Below are 17060 nucleotides of genomic sequence, written 5' to 3' on the forward strand. Positions count from 1 at the left end.
CGCCCAGTCCTCCACCTTGATCACCCTCCACGGTGACAGCAGAGGGGTCAGATTTCAGCCGTCGCCTGGGGGTCAGTTTTCACGTGTCGTCGACAAAGGATGGAGCGGATTTCCCGTGCCAGCTGCGCCGCCTGAACCGTCAGCCATGCCGGGGACGGTGACCCATCCGCAGCGTGTTCGGTGGGTCGGAGGCGGCGGAGGGGTGGCCTGCCCTGCAGATTTGAGATCAATGTGCACCTTTCGAACGCACCCAATTGAGCGCGGGATGGCCGACTTCCTTAGGGAGGTTGTCGGATGCTGATGGCTCTTGGTCGGCTACTTTCCGCTCATCTATACCAAATTTGGTACAGACCTTTAGGGATCATGCCCAGCAGTTTGGGTAAGTGCCCACGCCGATCCCGCCACGCCTCGCTGAACTGCGAAGACAGTTCGGTATTCGGCTGCGCGAGGTGCGCGAGGGTCGATGCCTGACGCAGGAACGCCTGGGCGAGCTGGCCGAGGTCGACCGTAAGACGATCAACCGCATCGAGAACGGCATGTACAGCCCGCGGCTGGACAACATCTTCCAGATCGCCGACGCACTCGGTGTTTCCGTCAGGGACCTGTTCGCACCTCCGTCAACGGGCACCAACGATCCCGGTGTGGACAACGCTGGCAGCGCTTGACATCCCGCAGCCTCTTTCCCAAGGGCCCGGGCAGTGGTTGCCTGAATGGCTTCGCCGATGGCACCTGGCAGCGGATGTAGGTGAGTTCCGGCAGCGCTTGTTGGAGGTCTTCATCACCACAGGCGCCGTTCCAGCGCTTGCACCAGGGCTTCGCCGGCGTGGCCGCTGGCGGACTTCACCTCCACCAAGACCGTGCGACAGCGGACACCCCTGCCGGGCGGAAGGGAATGCCGTGGCCGTGGGCTCACCCGATTCAGATCAGCCCTGCTCAGGCCTTGTCTCACGAACCAGCCGAGGTGGCTTCTCGCTCAGATGGGCGGATGGGCAGATGGGTCTCACACCACCTCGTGGACGAAGTGGAATCCCTGAGTCCCGCGCACACCGGCTGAGAGCACTCGGGCTGACGCCGAGTACGGCGGCGATGTCAGGCAACGTGCGAAGGTGGGTCATGTACTCGGTGGCCAGCCAGTCCGGGTCCACGGCGATGGACGGTCGTCCGGTCTTGAGAGTGATCCCGGCCTCGGTGGCCAGGATGGAGACGTCACGCCGTGACACGCCGGTCTCGGCAGCAATCGTTCTGATCGATTTGTGTTCGACTTCGTAGAGCTGCCTGAGGCGCTCGGGGGTCAGGGTCTTACGTGCTTCGGCAAGGCGCAGGTGACTGATCGACGGTGCCTTGGTGGGTAGGGGGCCGGCGGGGGCTGGGGATTGCTCAAGGACCAGGCGCACGTGGTCGGCCGTGGTACCCATCTCTGCCGCTGCGGCGGTCACACCGAGATCCTGGACACGGATGAGCACGTGGAGCCGGTCGATGTCCAGGGCGGGGTCTGCGTGGGAAGAGAGTGTCGCTGCTGCGCCGGGCGGCGGCTCCCAAGTCAGCGGCTCGTCGGCAATACCGGATCCGCTGAGGAACCGCTGTCCGTGGAGTTGGAGTTGTTCGAGCAGGTCGGGCGTGAGGTCGCGGACGAAGGTGGCGTACACCGCGCGGTCGCGAGTGCCATTGATGGCGAAGCCGGGCGGGGCAGTCACCGGGTCCGTGCCAGTGAGCAGTTGGAACAGAAAGCGGCAGGCGTTCTGATGGCGAAGAGACATGCCAGGCAGCGTCTGACTGTCCATGCAGATCTTCAGCCAGACCTCCTGCGGAATCAGCTGCGAGTAGTCGAGACGTCGCCGTCGCTCGTAGTCGATGGGGCTGCCGTACTCGTCCAAGTAGTCAGCGAGCTGGATCAGTGTGTCGAGGATCTGATCACGGTGAGCTTGGTCAAGTTGTTGCAGCAGGTGGCTGATGGAACGGCCGGACAGGGTGCTAGCGAGGAGATTGACGCTGCTTGAGAGCTTGAGACGACTGCCCACTACAAGCAGCAAGCTGGCGAGTGCCTGGCGGAAGAAGCCCAAGTTATGCCCGGTATTGAGGCCCAGCAGTCGCTGGGTCCAAGACGGCCATAACTGCTGCGGGACCTTGTCCGCGCGCTGCTGGGCCCGCTGCTCGCTGTGCGGTGTGGGGAACGTTGGGCGTGCTCGGGTGGTTCGGTAACGGAGTTGATCACTCGGGCGCAGGCGAGTATTGAGCGCTTTGAGCAGGATGATGTGCAGGCTCTCGCTGCTTGTCCGGCCCCACTCGGTCTGGACGGTCGTCGGAGTCGCTGCTCTACCTGTGCCGAGGATCTGGCTGACCAGCCAGTCGACGCGGGAGGCGGCATCCGGGACGGTGGGCGCGGCCAGGATGTGGAGAGCGGCGGTGACCGCGATGGCCTGGGCAGCGGAGGTTTCTGGTGGAGCGAATGCGGGCCGGCGGAGTCGGCTACGCGTTCCTTGCTCAGGGATGTGCTCGTGTTCGGTCCAGAGTTGTGGTTCGATCACGTCGGCCAAATCCTCCCGTGTGGCGTGGGCAAGGATCCGGCCTCCGACGGCCTTGAGGTCGGTGAGAAGCTGTCTGGCCGACATGAGCCGGTCAGGGAAGGCGGGTAGCGTGCCGCTCCCCTCCGCGAGGAGGTGGTTGATGAAGTCCTGGGCGGCCAGGACCAGGCTGTCATGGGTCAGGCGGAGGGTTCAGTCTCCAAGAGCGACCCGCCGCACCGCGTGGTGCCCGGTCCTTTCGATTCCGATGAGGGGGAAGGCCGGGCGCATCGTCCGAGCTGGGGAACGTGAGTGAGCGAGTGGACGCGGGTGCGAGGGGCCTTACCGCAGGTCGGGCAGATGTTGGCGAGGAGGCGGCGGTGGGTGAGGCAGGCGAAGGCCCAGCTGAGCCGCCAGGAGAGCTGCCAACGGCCACCCGTGGCGGTCAGGCAGTCGGGGCAGTAGCGCGATCCACCGCCTCGTCCCCAGAGCTGCGTTCGGTTGACTTCGCGGCGAGGCATGTCAATGACGATCGCGTTGTCGGCGTAGGTCTCCAGCGTCATCGCCCGGAGCGTGGCAGGGTCAACCTGTGTCGCGGTGGCCAGCGCGTCGAGCTCCTCGGGCTGTAGGCAGATCGTCCAGTTGGGTGGCGGGCCACCACGGCGAGAGCGCTCCGTGGTCTCCGCATCCAGACTGAACGCGGGGAGCATGTGCAGGAGCGGGCTGTCCAGCCGAGCGGCGATGGCCTCCAACCAGGAGTCCAGCGCCTCGCCAGGGAGTGGATCGAGACGGATGGGCAAGGTTCGGATGCCGTTCACCGAGCCTCCTAGGTTCCCGACGAGGTCTTCACTCTGGTGGTGATCTTCTTCGAGTCCAGGGCGGCCTGCAGTTCGACGCGAGCCTTCTCCGCCCCGGAGTCGTTCTTCACCCGATCGAGCAGATCGGCGGTGAGCGTCTCTACACCGGTGCGCACAGCCCGCTGGCAACCCCGGACGATGATCGTCATCAGGGAGCCGATATGTCCGGTACTGCGGGCAAACAGGTAGTCCGACAGCTCATCGGCGAGGAACCCGGGCTGCTTGGCGGCCAGGACCACGCGCCTTTCCAGCGCAAGCAGCATCTGCCGCCACTCCTGACGGGCTTGCGGAGAATCGATGGTGAAGGGACGCAAGTCCAGGCGGGTGATCCGGCGCGCGGTCTGGGCGAGTACGGCATCGCTGTAGGAGGTTCCTTCGGAAAACAGCCCGCGGGCCTCCAACCCGACGCCGATGAATAGCAGCGTGACAGGGAACTCATTGGCGATGTACTTGAAGTGGTTGCTGATCTCGATGCCGCTTTTTGCCTGCCAGCGCAGGAAGTGCAGCTCGTCCACGATGATCAGCTTGGTGGCGCAGGACAGCACACAGTCCAGGGCGCGGTGGGCGAACTGTGCGGCGGTGCCCTTGCTGCCGGCCGGGTGGCCGTAGAACTCCAGCATGGCCCGGTTGAAGTCTTTCATCCCGGTGTTGCCGGTCATTCCGATCCGGCAGACCGGCAATCGCTCGTGACCCTCGTCAGTGTAGGTGCCCTTCTCGGCGAGCTCTCGCTGCTGGAACAGGCGGGCGAACGCCAGCGCGGTTGTGGTCTTCCCTAGCCCGGGGAAAGCGTCGATCGCGATCGCGCCCTTGGCCTTGTCGCCGTCCTGCTCATTGCTGTCAAAGATGTCCCACAGATCTTCGTGCAGCTCGGCCAGCTGCGGCGTCTTGATCGGTCCGAGGTTTGCGTGCCAGATTCGGCGCCGCTGGTCATAGTCGGATTTCGCCGCGGAGCTGAGGGCGCGCAGCTGAGCGGCGGTGAGTTGTTCGGGCTGGCTCCGGCGAGGCGTCTCGACGAAGCGTTGCCAGCCCTCCTTCCGAGCCAGGGTGAGGTTGTCTAGGGTTGTGGCGGAGCTCGTCGCCGGTGGGGTGTCCGCGACGGTCACAGGTCCTCCAGGGCCTCGGTGTAGAAGTCGAGCTCGTCCTCGTCGTCGTCATCTCCGGACTGCGGTCCCGGGCCCTCGTCTGCCCGCTCCTCGTCGACTTCCGCCACCGCTGCTGCGTCCAGGACGCGCCGAACCGAGGGCAGTTGCTCGACGGCGTCTTGTCCGCCGGCGGGCAGGTCAATCGCAGCCTGATCGCGGGAGATGCGCAGCGCCAATCGTCGCTCGGCAACCGATGTACCCAGACCGATTCTCCAGCGTTCCAACAGGTCAGCGACCGCGATCTTGTCGTCGGGGTAGGTGTACTTGGCGGCGGCGAGCTTGCGGGCGAAGCGCAATGCTTCCTCGCTCAGCGGCATGTCCAGAGCCGGAGCGTGCTCCCAATTCAGGACGTGCCAGCGCTGGTCGGGGTCGCGGAAGTAGACCTTGGCGATGTCGTCAGGATCGACATAGATCGGCCACTTGCCACGGTGCGGCCCAGTGTAGGGGCTGTCTTGCCCCCGGTAGGGATTCAGTCCGGCACCGTTGTAGCGGCCTCCGATCTCCACGCCATAGTGCTGGATGGTGCGCCATTTCACCTGCAGGAACTCGAATGCCAGGTCCGGATCACGTGGCACCTCGATATAGCCTGCGCGGGCGATCCCGTGCTCGAACATCATTGCTGGGGACATCCGCAGCCCTGGGACGTGCGGGTCGACCAGACTGTCGTGCGGCCGATGATGGTAGCTGACCGCAATCCACTCCCGGATGATCGCCTCCAGCTCATCCAGGAAGAAGTACGCGTCCGCTTCCGGATTCACGCCGCGCGAGTGAACGTCGGGCCCTTTGTAGCCGGGCAGCGCCTGCAGCAGGTCTTCGCGCACCGTGCGGAAGAAGCGTTCCACCGGCCCCTTATCACGACCGGTCCGCAGCCGGGCGGGCTGGATCGAGATACCCAGCCGCTGACAGACGCTGGCCAGATGCTCCGAGACATAGATCTTGCCGTGGTCCACCACGATCGTCTCTGGCACCAGGGCCGGACCCGCAGCACCCCGAATCTCACCTGCGGCCTGGGCCACGGGCCCTTCGATCGCCTCGACATCCAGCAGGACAGCGCGGGGAATCCCGTGCTCGGGCCAGACAGCGTGTGCGGGCCAGTTCCTCCCCGCAGGCCGGGGTCGATAGACCTGGTAGAGCACCGAGCTCGCGTCGATGGACTTGGTGGACACCGGCGTCACCCGGATCCCGACGATACAGCGGGTGTACCAGTCCATCGCGACCGTCAACTCGGCCTGCAGCCATCGCAGCGTTACCGGATCCAGGGCAAACACATCCAGCCGCGTTGTGTCCATCAAGATGTACTCGCCCGGCCGGGTCGGCCGCAGCTTCCCGTAGACCCCTCCCGGTCGATCCGCGATGTCCCGATTCCGCTTGGTGCTCAACCGGAACGTCGGCTGGCGCTTCTCCAACTCCCCCAGCAACCGAAACGCTGCGGCCCGACTGGGTGGCTTCACCTCGCCCTTGCCATAGCGGGTCTCCAACCGGGCCTCGGTGCGCCGGATCACCATGGTGCGCGAGGGCTTTGACTCCTCGGTGTGCTCAACCATGATCTCCAACGCGGCCTCCACCCACCGCGGATCTGCACGCCCGTGTGGCCCGTCCGTGGAACGCCGATTGTCTGCCAGTCCGGCTTCCCCGTGGTCTCGGAATGCCGCAGCCCAGCGCTCCACTGTGCGGTATCCAACGCCGAGCTCGGCCGCCTTCGCCGCGTACCTTTCTGTCAGTGGCAGGTGCGGCAAATACTGCTGTCGTGGCTCGCCTTCCGCGGCCAACTCGGCGCTGCCTGAACGGTAGCCGGTGAGCATTTCCCGGACATGCGCGGCTGTCTCCAACGCGCGCTGTCTACCCGCTTCGGTCAACTGGCCGAACACTACGCTTGCCGGTTCGTCGATGTCATCGGCGGCTAGACCTGGACCGTCGGGAATCACACGGGCCCTTTCGGAGACCATCAACTCTCGGAGTGCCAGGCGCAGCATGCGACCTCGGCCATCCCTGAGCAGCACCTCGTTGCCCGCTGTGGTAGGCAGCATGGACACCACTTCGACGACCTCGCCGTCATAGTGGAAGCGCGTACCCACGCCCACACGCGCGTGGCTGCCAGTCATGCTGCGCTCCTAAGGACTCCATGTGCACTCAGTGGGCGGCTGAGATCGGTAACGAGGTCTTGCCGCCAGAGCAGGTGAAGCAGGTGTGCGTGGACCACTCGCTTCGGCCATTGCGGAAGACTCCGAACAACATCTGCCAGCGTCGACCCGTCTGGGCTGGCCGTTCGCAGCTCATTGAGGAGTGTCTGGTCAAACAGCCAGTCACGTCGGTAGCCGGCAAGGAACCGGATGTTCTCCAGTTCGACCTTCGGCGGCTCGCTCCAGACCTCGTATTGCCATCCACGCGATTCCACCGCGGTCTTCGTCCACGTGAACGTGAAGGCAACCTTGGGCCTGGCCAAGCGGTGACGGGGTTTGACGTCCACCACGACCGGACCAGCAGCCGTGAAGAGGAGATAGTCCGGAATGTGCCTGCGCTCCGCTCCCGCAACCTCGGCCTTCAGCAGGAATGGTTGGGCCACGATGCGCCGTACCGACGTGTCGAAATCAGCAAATAGCAGACGAGCCAGCTCCAGTCTGGACTCATAAATGACATGGTTGCGTTCCGTCGCTGCCCAGAAGACACCCGAATAGTGCTTCTGCCCCTTGCGCCAACGGAACGTCCGCCATGGTGCGGCCCCGCCGAGTACCTCTTCGGCGACAACACCCCACGGGCAGTCTTCTTCCAGGCCGCCGTCAGTGAGCCGAAAGCTAGCTCTGACGTGTTCTGGTGCAGCCTTATCCAACACGTCTCACCGTCCACTTGCCGCGCCGTTCAATCGAACATGGCGCTCAGGATTGCGTCCGATGAACAACGTTGCTGACCAGAGCCACTTAGGTGCACCACAGGCCTGGACACCTGGCCGTACCGACAGCGCCGGGCGCCTATACGCGGAAGGTAATGATCCCGCCACTTCAAGTCAAGAGTGGGCGCATCCACTCTTCAAGTTGTCTTACAGACTTGGCGGATCCGCCACCATCCCGCCAAGATCAATGAGAATCCGCCACGGAAATTGAGACCCTACACTCTCCGGTCAGTGCGTGGCCATGTCGACGAACCGGCTGTAGTGCCCCTGGAAGGCCACCGTGACGGTCGCCGTGGGACCGTTTCTGTGCTTGGCCACGATCAGGTCGGCCTCGCCCGCGCGGGGCGACTCCCGCTCGTACGCGTCCTCGCGATGCAACAAGATGACCATGTCGGCATCCTGTTCGATGGATCCCGATTCACGTAGGTCTGACACTTGTGGGCGCTTATCGGTACGCTGCTCGGGACCGCGGTTGAGCTGCGAGATCGCGATGACCGGGACCTCCAGCTCCTTGGCGAGCAGCTTGAGAGCACGGGAGAGCTCGGAGACCTCCTGCTGGCGGCTCTCGGTCCTCTTCGGCGAGCTCATCAGCTGGAGGTAGTCGACGATCACGAAGCGGAGGTCGTGGCGCTGTTTGAGACGGCGGCACTTGGCCCGGATCTCCATCATCGACATGTTCGGGGAGTCGTCGATGAACAGCGGCGCCTCGGCGACCTCGCCCATCCGGCGGGCCATCCGCGTCCAGTCGTCGTCGCTCATCGTCCCCGAGCGCATGGTGTGCAGCGCCACCCGCGCCTCGGCGGACAGCAGGCGCATGGTGATCTCGTTGCGGGACATCTCCAGCGAGAAGATGACGGTCGTCAGACCATGCTTGATCGCCGCCGACCGGGCGAAGTCCAGCCCCAGCGTGCTGTTGTGGGTCGGTACGCAGGCCCGGCCCGCGAGATACATGTGGTCGGCGTTGTCCACCTCGACGCAACGCACCGGGGCCGAGGGCACCGGCCGAACGGCCATGACGTGCCGGACGGCCGCCCGGTCCGGGATCTGGATGTACGGCCCGGAGACGATGCGGACGATGTGGACCTCGCCCCCGTCGTACAGCCTGGCGTCGTGGCCGAGACTCAGGGCGAGCTCGTGCAGGCCCTCGGCCAGGCGCCTCTCGCCGAACCCGGCGACGATCCGGCCCTTGCCGTCCATATGTCCGCTGGTTTCGAGGAACGCATCGAGCAACGCGGACCGCTGCCGTGCGGACGCCCGCAGGTACTCCCCCGGGATGTGCTTGTCGTCCAGAACGTCCATCGCCTTGAGGATCGCGATGACCGTGGCCGCAGACCCCTCGGGCAGCGCCATCCAGTGGAAGACGCCGGAGCCGGTCACCCGCAGGCCCGACGCCTCGATTCTCTCCACGATATGCCGGCCGGACGCGAGAAAGCCCGCGCCGCCGTCCGGGTCGTCGTTGCCGTCCTCGTCCACCAGGGGCTCGCCGTGCCCGGCCGCGAGCCAGACACCCAGCGCGTACGGCGGGAGGGGCAGGTCGGTCTCCGCCAGGTCGAACGGCTGGGCCACGGCGACCGTGGGGCGGGGCGCGCCGGCGCGAAGGGCCGCGGCGAGATCCTCGGTGGTGACGACGGTGGACGCGGGCCCCGTGGTCGTCCGCCATTGGTGCCGGGCGTCGGCCACGATCACCGTTCCGTCGTCGAACTCGACCTCGTAGCACGGCCTGTCGTGCATGACGTCGGTCGCGGCCACGACCCGTGTCGGAGCGCCGTCGCCGCCGATGAGCAGGTCGCCCTCCTTGACCTCTCCCATGGTGGTCCACCCGGTGGGTGTGGGCAGGGGGGTGTCGAGGGCGAGGGCCTTGCCGATGGCGGGCCGGGCGGCCACGACGATCATCTGTCCGGGGTGGAGGCCGTTGGTGAGGGCGTCGAGGTCCTGGAAGCCGGTCGGCACGCCGACCATCTGGCCGCCCCGGCTGCCGATCGCCTCGATCTCGTCGAGGGCCGCCGGCATGATCTCGGCCAGCGGCAGGTAGTCCTCCGAGGTGCGACGCTCCGTGACCTTGTAGATCTCGCCCTGCGCCCGGTCGACCAGGTCGTCGACCTCCTCGCCCTGGCCGCCGTACCCGTAGGAGACGATGCGGGTGCCGGCCTCGATGAGGCGGCGCAGGACGGCCTGCTCTCGGACGATCTTGGCGTAGTATCCGGCGTTGGCGGCGGTGGGCACGATGGCGGTCAGAGTGTGGAGGTAGGCGCCGCCTCCCACGCGGGCCACCTCACCCCGCTTCTGCAGCTCGTCGAAGACGGTGACGGAGTCGGCGGGCTCACCCCGGCCGTACAGGTCGATGACGACCTCGAAGATGATCTGGTGGGCGGGCCGGTAGAAGTCGTCGGCGCGGAGCACCTCGATGACGTCGGCGATTGCGTCCTTGGACAGCAGCATGCCGCCCAGCACGGACTGCTCGGCCTCGATGTTGTTCGGCGGCGTCCGCTCGAACATCGACTCCGATCCCCCCGCACCTGCGGGGAAGTCGAGCACGCTCACCTCACACCCCCTTGCCCATCAGCCCCAAAGCCCCCAGCCTGGTCCGCCAGTCTCCCCGGCCACGGTGCGAGGGGCAACCCGGCCTGTCGACAACGTTGTGGATAAGGTGTGCAGCTCGCCCGGGACGGGTGTGGGAAGGCTGGGGACAGCCCTGTGGACAAAGAAGAGACCGCCTCCGGAAACACCGTCTGAGCAGCGATTTCTATGTCCACGGCCTGTGGAGGAAAGAAAGTTGTCCCTGCGGGCCGATACCGATCCGGCATGACGACGTAAGCCGCAAAATGGGTTCATGCCACTTACGACCGGAACGGGGCAGCACGGCCCGCGGCCCCGCTCCCACGACAGGGAGATCCTCCGGCTCGCGGTCCCGGCGTTCGGAGCGCTGGTGGCCGAGCCGTTGTTCCTGCTCACCGACTCGGTCATCGTCGGCCACCTTCCCGATCCGGCGCTCGGCGCTCTGGGCGTGGCCAGCGCGGCCCTGTCGGCCCTGGTGGGCCTGTGCGTGTTCCTGGCGTACGCGACCACGGCGGCGGTCGCCCGGCAACTTGGAGCGGGGGACGTCAGACGGGCGATGCGCCAGGGGCTGGACGGCCTGTGGCTGGCGGCCGCCATCGGCCTGGCGATCGTCGTGTCATGCTGGCCTCTTGCGCCACTTATCGTACACCTGTTCGGAGCGAGCGGCCAGCTCGCCACGCTCGCCATCACCTACCTGCGAGTCAGCCTGCTCGGAGTCCCCGCGATGCTGCTGGTCCTCGCGGGCACGGGCGTCCTGCGGGGGCTCCAGGACACCCGGACCCCCCTCGCCGTATCCGTCGGCTCGTTCGTCCTCAACGCGCTGCTCAACCTCTGGTTCGTCCTCGGGCTCGGCTGGGGCATCGCCGGGTCGGCGTGGGGCACGGTCGCCGCCCAGACGCTGTCGGCCGCCACCTACCTCGTGCTCGTGGTGCGGGCCGCCCGCCGCCAGGGCGCCTCCCTCCTGCCCGACCTGCCGGGGGTGCGCGCCGCCGGCGCGGCCGGATTCGCCCTGGTCGTCCGTACGGCATGCCTGCAGATCGTGCTCGTCGTCGCCGCGTCGCTGGCGACCCGGATGGGCGACGCGCAGATCGAGGCGCACACCATCGCCGCCCGGATCTGGACCTTCCTCGCGTTCGCCCTCGACGCGATCGCCATCGCCGGGCAGGCGATCACCGGCCGCGCCCTCGGAGCGGGGGACGACGTCGCCGCCCGGTCGGCGACCGCCCGTATGGTTCTGTGGGGGGTGGTCTGCGGGGTGCTGTTCGGCGTCGCGGTGCTGCTGGCCCGGCCTGTCATACCGGAGATGTTCGGCGCGCGGGGGACGGTCGCCGCCGGGCTGCTGGCCGTGCTGTGGCCGGTGGCGCTGCTCCAGCCGATCGCGGGGGTCGTCTTCGTGCTGGACGGCGTGCTGATCGGCGCCGGAGACCTGCGTTACCTCGCGAAGGCGGGGGTGTGGACGACCCTCGCCTACCTGCCGTTCGCCGCGCTGGCCGGCAGTCTCGTCGGTCTGTGGCTGGCTCTCGGCGCGTGGATGGTCGCGCGGCTCATCACGCTCGCCACCCGCGCGTACGGCCGGGCCTGGCTGGTCACGGGAGCGTGACCGGTGGGTGACCGGCGCGTACGGCCCTCACGGCTCGGCCATCATGGCTCGGTTCTCATGGCTCGGTTCTCGCGGCTCGGTTCTCGCGGCTGACGCTCGAGGACGGCGCGTACGGCGGACGCCCAGGGGCCGGCGCCGACGACCGGCGCTCACAGACGGCGGGCGTCGAGGACGCGCTGCAGGAACTCCCGGGTGCGCGGCTGCTCGGGCGCGGTGAAGATCTGCTCGGGAGCGCCGTGCTCGATCAGCACGCCGCCGTCGAGGAAGCAGACGGTGTCCGCGATGTCGCGGGCGAAGCCCATCTCATGCGTCGCGATGATCATCGTCATCCCCGCCTCCTTCAGCTCGCGGATGACGCCGAGGACCTCGGTGACCAACGTCGGGTCGAGCGCGGAGGTCACCTCGTCGAGCAGCAGCAGGCGCGGCTGGGTGGCCATGGCCCGGATGATCGCGACTCGCTGCTGCTGGCCGCCGGAGAGCCGGTCCGGATACTCCCCCGCCTTGTCCGGCAGCCCGAACCGCTCAAGCAGCTCCCTGGCCTGCGCCTGCGCCTCCTCGCGCCGCACCCCGTGCACCTTGATGGGCGCCAGGGTGATGTTCTCCAGGACGGTCATATGGGGGAACAGGTTGTAGGACTGGAAGACCATGCCGATGCGCCTGCGGGCGGCGTCGGCGTCCGCCCGCACGTTGGTGATCTCTGTGCCGTCGAGATGGATCGCGCCGTCGTCCACCGTCTCCAGCAGGTTGACGCAGCGCAGCAGGGTCGACTTGCCCGAGCCGGAGGCCCCGATGAGGCAGACCACCTCGTGCGGGGCCACCTCCAGGTCGATCCCGCGCAGCACGCTGTGCTGGTGGTAGTTCTTCCAGACGCCGTCGACCGTGAGCAGGCTCATCCGCGCCCTCCTCCCGCCTGTCGCCGGGCCGTGCGCTCCGCCAGGTGGTCGGTGAAGCGGGCCATCGGCACCGTAAGGGCGATGAACAGCACCGCCGAGCACAGATAAGGGGTGTAGTTGAAGGCCATCGCCGTGTGGATCGAAGCCTGTCGCAGCGCGTCCAGCGGGCCGAGGAGGGCGACGAGCGCGGTGTCCTTCTGCAGCGAGGTGAAGTCGTTGAGCAGCGGCGGGATCACCCGGCGGACGGCCTGCGGGAGCACCACGTGGCGCATCGTCTGCCCGTGCGTGAGCGCCAGTGAGCGGGCCGCCGCCCACTGGCTCGGGTGGACCGACTCGATGCCCGAACGGAAGACCTCCGCGACGTACGCGCCGTACGACAGCACGAGCGCGATGAGGCCCAGCGTGACGGGATCGTTCGGAGCGCCCTGGAGCTGGAGCGCCGGAATGCCGAAGCCGACCAGATAGATGAGCAGGATGACCGGGATGCCGCGGAAGACGTCCGTGTACAGCACCGCCACCGCCCGCAGCGGGAAGAACACCGGTGAGCGCAGGCCGCGCACGAGCGCCACGGCGAGACCCAGCGCGAGGATGAGCACCTCGGCGATCAAGAAGATCTTGATGTTGAGCAGGAAGCCCCGCAGGACGTCGGGGAGCGCCTCCATCGCCGCGGCCGGGCTGAAGAACGTCTCCCGCACCCGCGGCCAGCCCGGTGACGCGGTCACCACGACCACGGCGATCACCACGACGACGAGGGTGGAGGCGGTGGCGATCGAGACCGAGCGCCGGGCCCGCCCCCGCAGCTCCGCCTCGCGGTGGATCTGCCGCTCGCTCTTCACCCAGACCGGTGACGGCCCCTCGGTCACTTCAGCTCCGGCGCGCCGGCGCTGGAGGTCAGCCACTGGCTCTCGATCTTGGCGAGATCGCCGGAGGACTTCAGCTCGCCGAGCGCCTTGTCGACGCAGCTCACCAGGGCGCTGCCCTTCTGGAACAGCAGGCCGAACTCCTCGGGCGTGCCACCGGTCGCGGCGAACTGGCCCACGATCGTGGAGCCCTTGATCTGGGCGGCCGTGACGTAGAAGGCGGTCGGCAGGTCCACCACGATGGCGTCGATCTGCTTGTTCTTCAGCGCGCTGATCGCGTCGACCTGCTGGTTGAACACGCTCGGGTCGGTAGTGGGCTGGATCACCTGCCGGACGGCCTGCAGCGCCGTGGTGGCCGCCTGCACGCCGATCTTCGCGCTCTTGAGCTCGGCCAGGCTCGCCGCCTTGGCGAACTTCGAGCCCTCCAGCGCGACCACACCCTGCTTCACGGTGTAGTAGCCGTCGCTGAAGTCCACGGCCTTCTGCCGCTCCGGGGTGATCGAGATCTGGTTGACGTCGAAGTCGAACTTCTTCGGCCCCGGCGCGAAGGACGAGTCGAACGGCACGACGGTCCAGGTCACCTGGTCCTTGGTGAAGCCCATCCGGTCCGCGACCGCGTACGCGACGGCGCTCTCGAAGCCCTGCCCGTTGCCGGGGTCGTCATCCTTGAACCACGGCTCGTAGGCCGGCTTGTCGGTCCCGATCGTCAGCTTGCCGGCGGTCAGGACGGGGAGAGCGTCCTTCGCGCACGTGTCGGCGGACGCGCCGGCCGAGCCCGCCGGGCTGGCGGCGGTGGAGGTGTCTGACGCCGGGGCGCAGGCCGCGACCGCCAGCGCGAGGGCACCGAACGCGGCCAGCAAGAGAGAGGGACGGGCCATCACAGCCTCCAACGGGGGTTGTTACCACGAAATCCGTGCAACGGGATGGCAGAATACTAGCGTTTCGCAATACCCGTGTTTACCTGGGGAGATTGTCCCCTTCTCCGTCGGCGCCTCGTGGCCGCGGCCGTCCCCGGAACGCCGGCATGCGAAGGGCCCCTCCCCGGAGTGGGGAGGGGCCCTCGTGAGGATCGCCCCGTACGGAACGTCAGCCGGCGACGACCTCGATGTCGACGTTGGCCGAGACCTCGGGGTGCAGACGGACGCTGACCCTGTGGGCGCCGACGCTCTTGATCGCGTTGTTGATCACGATGCGGCGGCGGTCGAGCTGGGGACCGCCCGCGGCCTTGACCGCGTCGGCGATGTCGCCCGTGGTGACCGAACCGAACAGGCGGCCGGACTCGCCGGCGCGCGTCTTCAGGACGACCTTGAGGCCGCCGAGCTGACCGGCGATCTCCTTGGCGGAGCCCACATCCCGGATCTCGCGCGCGTCACGCGCCTTCTTGATCGAGGAGATCTGGGTCTCGGCGCCACGGGTCCACCGGATGGCGAAGCCACGCGGGATGAGGTAGTTACGGCCGTAGCCGTCCTTGACCTCGACGACGTCACCGGGAGCGCCGAGACCGGAGACCTCATTCGTGAGGATGAGCTTCATGTCGTGAGTCTCCTTTCCTAGCGCGCCGTGCTCGTGTACGGCAGCAGGGCCATCTCACGGGCGTTCTTGATAGCGGTCGCCACGTCGCGCTGGTGCTGGGTGCAGTTGCCCGTCACCCGGCGGGCACGGATCTTGCCGCGGTCGGAGATGAACTTCCGCAGCAGCGCCGTGTCCTTGTAGTCGACGTAGGAGATCTTGTCGTGGCAGAAAAGGCAAACCTTCTTCTTCGGTTTGCGAATCGCCGGCTTGGCCATCGTGGTGCTCCTTTCAGAGCCCCGCCATACGCGGGAATGGTCGCTCGGATTGACTTGTGGTTGGGGTGGGACGAGAAGGAGTGGACTAGAAGGGCGGTTCGTCGCTGAAGTCGCCGCCGAAACCGCCACCGCCGCCGCCACCGCCGCCCTGGGGGCCGCCGAAGCCGCCTCCACCGGCGTTGTAGCCGCCCTGCGGGGCGGGAGCCGCGGACGCCCACGGGTCATTGGCCGGACCGCCGCCGAACCCGCCGCCACCGCCGCCGCCCTGGCGAGCGGTCTTGTTGACCTTCGCCGTGGCGTTGCGGAGGGAGGGGCCGACCTCGTCGACCTCGACCTCGTAGACCGTGCGCTTCTCGCCTTCCTTGGTCTCGTACGACCGTTGGCGCAGCCGTCCCTGCACGATCACCCGCATGCCGCGCTGGAGGCTCTCGGCGACGTTCTCCGCCGCCTGCCGCCACACGTTGCAGGTGAGGAACAGGCCCTCGCCGTCTTTCCACTCGTTGGTCGTCTTGTCCAGAAACCGCGGAGTGGATGCGATGCGGAACCGGGCCACGGCTTGCCCCGTCGGGGTGAAGCGCAGCTCCGGGTCGTCGACAAGGTTGCCGACGATGGTGATCTGTGTGTCGCCTGCTGCCATCGGTCGCTTTCGCCTTCCTATCCCGTCAGCTCAGCCGTCAAGGGCTCAGAGTACGGCCCTCGCCCGACAAAAGCGCCGGGGTCGCGGGACTCAGTGGAGCTCGGGACGGATGACCTTGGTGCGGAGGATGCCCTCGTTCAGGTTGAGCTGGCGGTCCAGCTCCTTCACGGTGGCGGGCTCGGCGCTCAGGTCGACGACGGCGTAGATGCCCTCGGACTTCTTGGCGATGTCGTAGGACAGCCGGCGGCGTCCCCAGACGTCGACCTTCTCCACGGTGCCGCCGTCGTTGCGGACGACAGCGAGGAACTGGTCGATCGAGGGCTGCACGGTGCGCTCGTCAAGCGACGGGTCGAGGATGACCATCATCTCGTAGCGACGCATGTGGGATCCAACCTCCTCTGGACTTTTGCGGTCACGACACCTTGCCGTGACAGGAGGGTCTGCGTGGGGCGGGCTCCGAAGCTCCCGGCCCATACCAGACGCAGTCGAACAAGGCTACCAGCCACTTGGCCGTGCGCCGCCCGGAGGGCGAGACTGGGAGGTGAGAGGGGGTGGCCGTCATGCGACACGCCATCGGCCGCGCGACCCGGCCGCGCTTCAACCTCACCCTGAACACCGACGGCAGACCGCATCCGCTGGAGAACGCGCTGGCGGTCGCCACGCTCGTCCTCGGGATCGCGGCGTTCGCCACGGGATTCGTGGTCAGAGCACACATGTTCGCCGCGTGGGTGGGGGCGATCGGATTCTGCGGCGGTCTCTACGCGCAGTTCGTGTCGTCGACGACCCCGCAGCGCAGCCTCATCATCGTCGGCGTCGTGGGGTCGTTCGTCGGGCTCGCGCTGGGGATCGCGCACGGGGGCTTCGTCCCGGCGCCGTGAGTGGCAGGCCGAGGGCCCGCTGGGGTGAAGCTCTTGCGGGGTGGAGCCGGTGCGGTGCCTCGATCCCGCGCGGGCTTCCTGTGGAAGCCCCGTCCCGCGCGGGCGCCGGCAGCCTGGACGGCGGCGTCAACCCCCGATGTGCAGATCCACGCCGAGGAGCACGAGGAACCACAGGAAGATGGCCAGCAGGGCCTGGGCGATCTGCTTGAGCAGGGTCGGGGTGAGGTAGTGGTGGGACCAGGCCACGTAAAGGCCGACCAGGATGTAGATGAGAAGGAGGAAACTCCCTAACCGATATCGCATGCTCGTCTCCTTGTATCATCGGGCGCGCGGGTCGCAGGGCGCGTGCCATGGCGACTGCCCACGCGCGCCCTCTTGAAACGCTCTTGGAGAGCGCCTAAGGTTCGCCCTCCATGCCCGCGAGCCGTCCTGCGTGTGTGGCGAGTGAACCGTGATTCACGA

17 protein-coding genes are annotated in these 17060 nt (G+C 67.3%); 3 read left to right on the forward strand and 14 right to left on the reverse strand.

The genetic code is table 11. The features are described 5' to 3' along the window. Nucleotides 1–383: 383 nt before the first annotated feature. Nucleotides 384–665, forward strand: coding sequence for a helix-turn-helix transcriptional regulator (locus AB0B72_RS34410; protein ID WP_367743585.1), 282 nt, complete (start codon nucleotides 384–386; stop codon nucleotides 663–665). Nucleotides 666–923: 258 nt separating this feature from the next. On the opposite strand, the gene AB0B72_RS34415 is transcribed toward AB0B72_RS34410, so the two are convergent. From AB0B72_RS34415 to dnaB, 6 genes are all read right to left on the reverse strand, one after another. Continuing rightward, the gene (locus AB0B72_RS34415) at nucleotides 924–2609 is read right to left on the reverse strand and encodes a hypothetical protein (protein WP_367743586.1); all 1686 of its coding nucleotides are present in this window, start codon (nucleotides 2607–2609) and stop codon (nucleotides 924–926) included. A 92-nt stretch (nucleotides 2610–2701) separates the two neighbouring features. Next, the gene (locus AB0B72_RS34420; RefSeq protein WP_367743587.1) at nucleotides 2702–3319 is read right to left on the reverse strand and encodes a TniQ family protein; all 618 of its coding nucleotides are present in this window, start codon (nucleotides 3317–3319) and stop codon (nucleotides 2702–2704) included. An 8-nt stretch (nucleotides 3320–3327) separates the two neighbouring features. Further along, nucleotides 3328–4461, reverse strand: coding sequence for an ATP-binding protein (locus AB0B72_RS34425; RefSeq protein WP_367743588.1), 1134 nt, complete (start codon nucleotides 4459–4461; stop codon nucleotides 3328–3330). Next, complete coding sequence (locus AB0B72_RS34430; RefSeq protein ID WP_367743589.1) at nucleotides 4458–6602, reverse strand: helix-turn-helix domain-containing protein; 2145 nt, start codon at nucleotides 6600–6602, stop codon at nucleotides 4458–4460. The genes AB0B72_RS34425 and AB0B72_RS34430 overlap by 4 nt, the downstream gene beginning before the upstream one ends. Further along, the gene (locus AB0B72_RS34435; protein WP_367743590.1) at nucleotides 6599–7330 is read right to left on the reverse strand and encodes a TnsA-like heteromeric transposase endonuclease subunit; all 732 of its coding nucleotides are present in this window, start codon (nucleotides 7328–7330) and stop codon (nucleotides 6599–6601) included. The genes AB0B72_RS34430 and AB0B72_RS34435 overlap by 4 nt, the downstream gene beginning before the upstream one ends. 285 nt (nucleotides 7331–7615) lie before the next feature. Continuing rightward, complete coding sequence (gene dnaB, locus AB0B72_RS34440; RefSeq protein WP_367743658.1) at nucleotides 7616–9883, reverse strand: replicative DNA helicase; 2268 nt, start codon at nucleotides 9881–9883, stop codon at nucleotides 7616–7618. A gap of 334 nt (nucleotides 9884–10217) precedes the next feature. Between dnaB and AB0B72_RS34445 the strand changes: the two genes are divergently transcribed. Continuing rightward, nucleotides 10218–11543, forward strand: a complete 1326-nt coding sequence (locus tag AB0B72_RS34445) for an MATE family efflux transporter (RefSeq protein WP_367743592.1) — start codon at nucleotides 10218–10220, stop codon at nucleotides 11541–11543. 149 nt (nucleotides 11544–11692) lie between these two features. Here the strand turns inward: AB0B72_RS34445 and AB0B72_RS34450 are convergent, their stop codons facing one another. The 7 genes from AB0B72_RS34450 to rpsF all read right to left on the reverse strand — a co-directional run bounded on the left by AB0B72_RS34450 (nucleotide 11693) and on the right by rpsF (nucleotide 16101). Continuing rightward, nucleotides 11693–12436 carry an amino acid ABC transporter ATP-binding protein gene (locus AB0B72_RS34450; RefSeq protein WP_367743594.1) on the reverse strand — a complete coding sequence of 248 codons (744 nt, stop codon included), beginning with the start codon at nucleotides 12434–12436 and terminating at the stop codon, nucleotides 11693–11695. Further along, nucleotides 12433–13299 (reverse strand): amino acid ABC transporter permease, encoded by an 867-nt coding sequence (locus tag AB0B72_RS34455; protein WP_367743597.1) that lies wholly within the window; start codon nucleotides 13297–13299, stop codon nucleotides 12433–12435. The genes AB0B72_RS34450 and AB0B72_RS34455 overlap by 4 nt, the downstream gene beginning before the upstream one ends. Then, nucleotides 13296–14174: an ABC transporter substrate-binding protein gene (locus AB0B72_RS34460; RefSeq protein WP_367743599.1), complete on the reverse strand. Its 879-nt coding sequence runs from the start codon at nucleotides 14172–14174 to the stop codon at nucleotides 13296–13298. The genes AB0B72_RS34455 and AB0B72_RS34460 overlap by 4 nt, the downstream gene beginning before the upstream one ends. A gap of 208 nt (nucleotides 14175–14382) precedes the next feature. Beyond that, nucleotides 14383–14829 (reverse strand): 50S ribosomal protein L9, encoded by a 447-nt coding sequence (gene rplI, locus AB0B72_RS34465; RefSeq protein WP_367743601.1) that lies wholly within the window; start codon nucleotides 14827–14829, stop codon nucleotides 14383–14385. 17 nt (nucleotides 14830–14846) lie between these two features. Continuing rightward, entirely contained in the window at nucleotides 14847–15083 is a 237-nt protein-coding gene (rpsR, locus tag AB0B72_RS34470) for a 30S ribosomal protein S18 (RefSeq protein ID WP_367743602.1), read from the reverse strand. 85 nt (nucleotides 15084–15168) lie between these two features. After that, nucleotides 15169–15720 (reverse strand): single-stranded DNA-binding protein, encoded by a 552-nt coding sequence (locus AB0B72_RS34475; RefSeq protein ID WP_367743603.1) that lies wholly within the window; start codon nucleotides 15718–15720, stop codon nucleotides 15169–15171. Between the two features lie 90 nt (nucleotides 15721–15810). After that, the gene (gene rpsF / locus AB0B72_RS34480; RefSeq protein WP_367743604.1) at nucleotides 15811–16101 is read right to left on the reverse strand and encodes a 30S ribosomal protein S6; all 291 of its coding nucleotides are present in this window, start codon (nucleotides 16099–16101) and stop codon (nucleotides 15811–15813) included. Between the two features lie 179 nt (nucleotides 16102–16280). Here rpsF and AB0B72_RS34485 point away from each other — a divergent pair, with 179 nt between their 5' ends. Continuing rightward, the gene (locus AB0B72_RS34485) at nucleotides 16281–16598 is read left to right on the forward strand and encodes a hypothetical protein (RefSeq protein WP_367743605.1); all 318 of its coding nucleotides are present in this window, start codon (nucleotides 16281–16283) and stop codon (nucleotides 16596–16598) included. 126 nt (nucleotides 16599–16724) lie between these two features. On the opposite strand, the gene AB0B72_RS34490 is transcribed toward AB0B72_RS34485, so the two are convergent. Further along, nucleotides 16725–16901, reverse strand: coding sequence for a hypothetical protein (locus AB0B72_RS34490; protein WP_367743606.1), 177 nt, complete (start codon nucleotides 16899–16901; stop codon nucleotides 16725–16727). Nucleotides 16902–17060: the final 159 nt, after the last annotated feature.

Source organism: Microbispora sp. NPDC049125, from assembly GCF_040802045.1.
Classification (GTDB): domain Bacteria; phylum Actinomycetota; class Actinomycetes; order Streptosporangiales; family Streptosporangiaceae; genus Microbispora.

Coding starts and splice junctions, on each gene's coding strand:
- AB0B72_RS34460 (WP_367743599.1), bottom strand. CDS start 14,174: ATGGCCCGTCCCTCTCTCTTGCTGGCCGCGTTCGGTGCCCTCGCGCTG.
- AB0B72_RS34490 (WP_367743606.1), bottom strand. CDS start 16,901: ATGCGATATCGGTTAGGGAGTTTCCTCCTTCTCATCTACATCCTGGTC.
- AB0B72_RS34415 (WP_367743586.1), bottom strand. CDS start 2,609: ATGTCGGCCAGACAGCTTCTCACCGACCTCAAGGCCGTCGGAGGCCGG.
- AB0B72_RS34450 (WP_367743594.1), bottom strand. CDS start 12,436: ATGAGCCTGCTCACGGTCGACGGCGTCTGGAAGAACTACCACCAGCAC.
- dnaB (WP_367743658.1), bottom strand. CDS start 9,883: ATGTTCGAGCGGACGCCGCCGAACAACATCGAGGCCGAGCAGTCCGTG.
- AB0B72_RS34430 (WP_367743589.1), bottom strand. CDS start 6,602: ATGACTGGCAGCCACGCGCGTGTGGGCGTGGGTACGCGCTTCCACTAT.
- AB0B72_RS34445 (WP_367743592.1), top strand. CDS start 10,218: ATGCCACTTACGACCGGAACGGGGCAGCACGGCCCGCGGCCCCGCTCC.
- rpsF (WP_367743604.1), bottom strand. CDS start 16,101: ATGCGTCGCTACGAGATGATGGTCATCCTCGACCCGTCGCTTGACGAG.
- rpsR (WP_367743602.1), bottom strand. CDS start 15,083: ATGGCCAAGCCGGCGATTCGCAAACCGAAGAAGAAGGTTTGCCTTTTC.
- rplI (WP_367743601.1), bottom strand. CDS start 14,829: ATGAAGCTCATCCTCACGAATGAGGTCTCCGGTCTCGGCGCTCCCGGT.
- AB0B72_RS34485 (WP_367743605.1), top strand. CDS start 16,281: ATGCGACACGCCATCGGCCGCGCGACCCGGCCGCGCTTCAACCTCACC.
- AB0B72_RS34475 (WP_367743603.1), bottom strand. CDS start 15,720: ATGGCAGCAGGCGACACACAGATCACCATCGTCGGCAACCTTGTCGAC.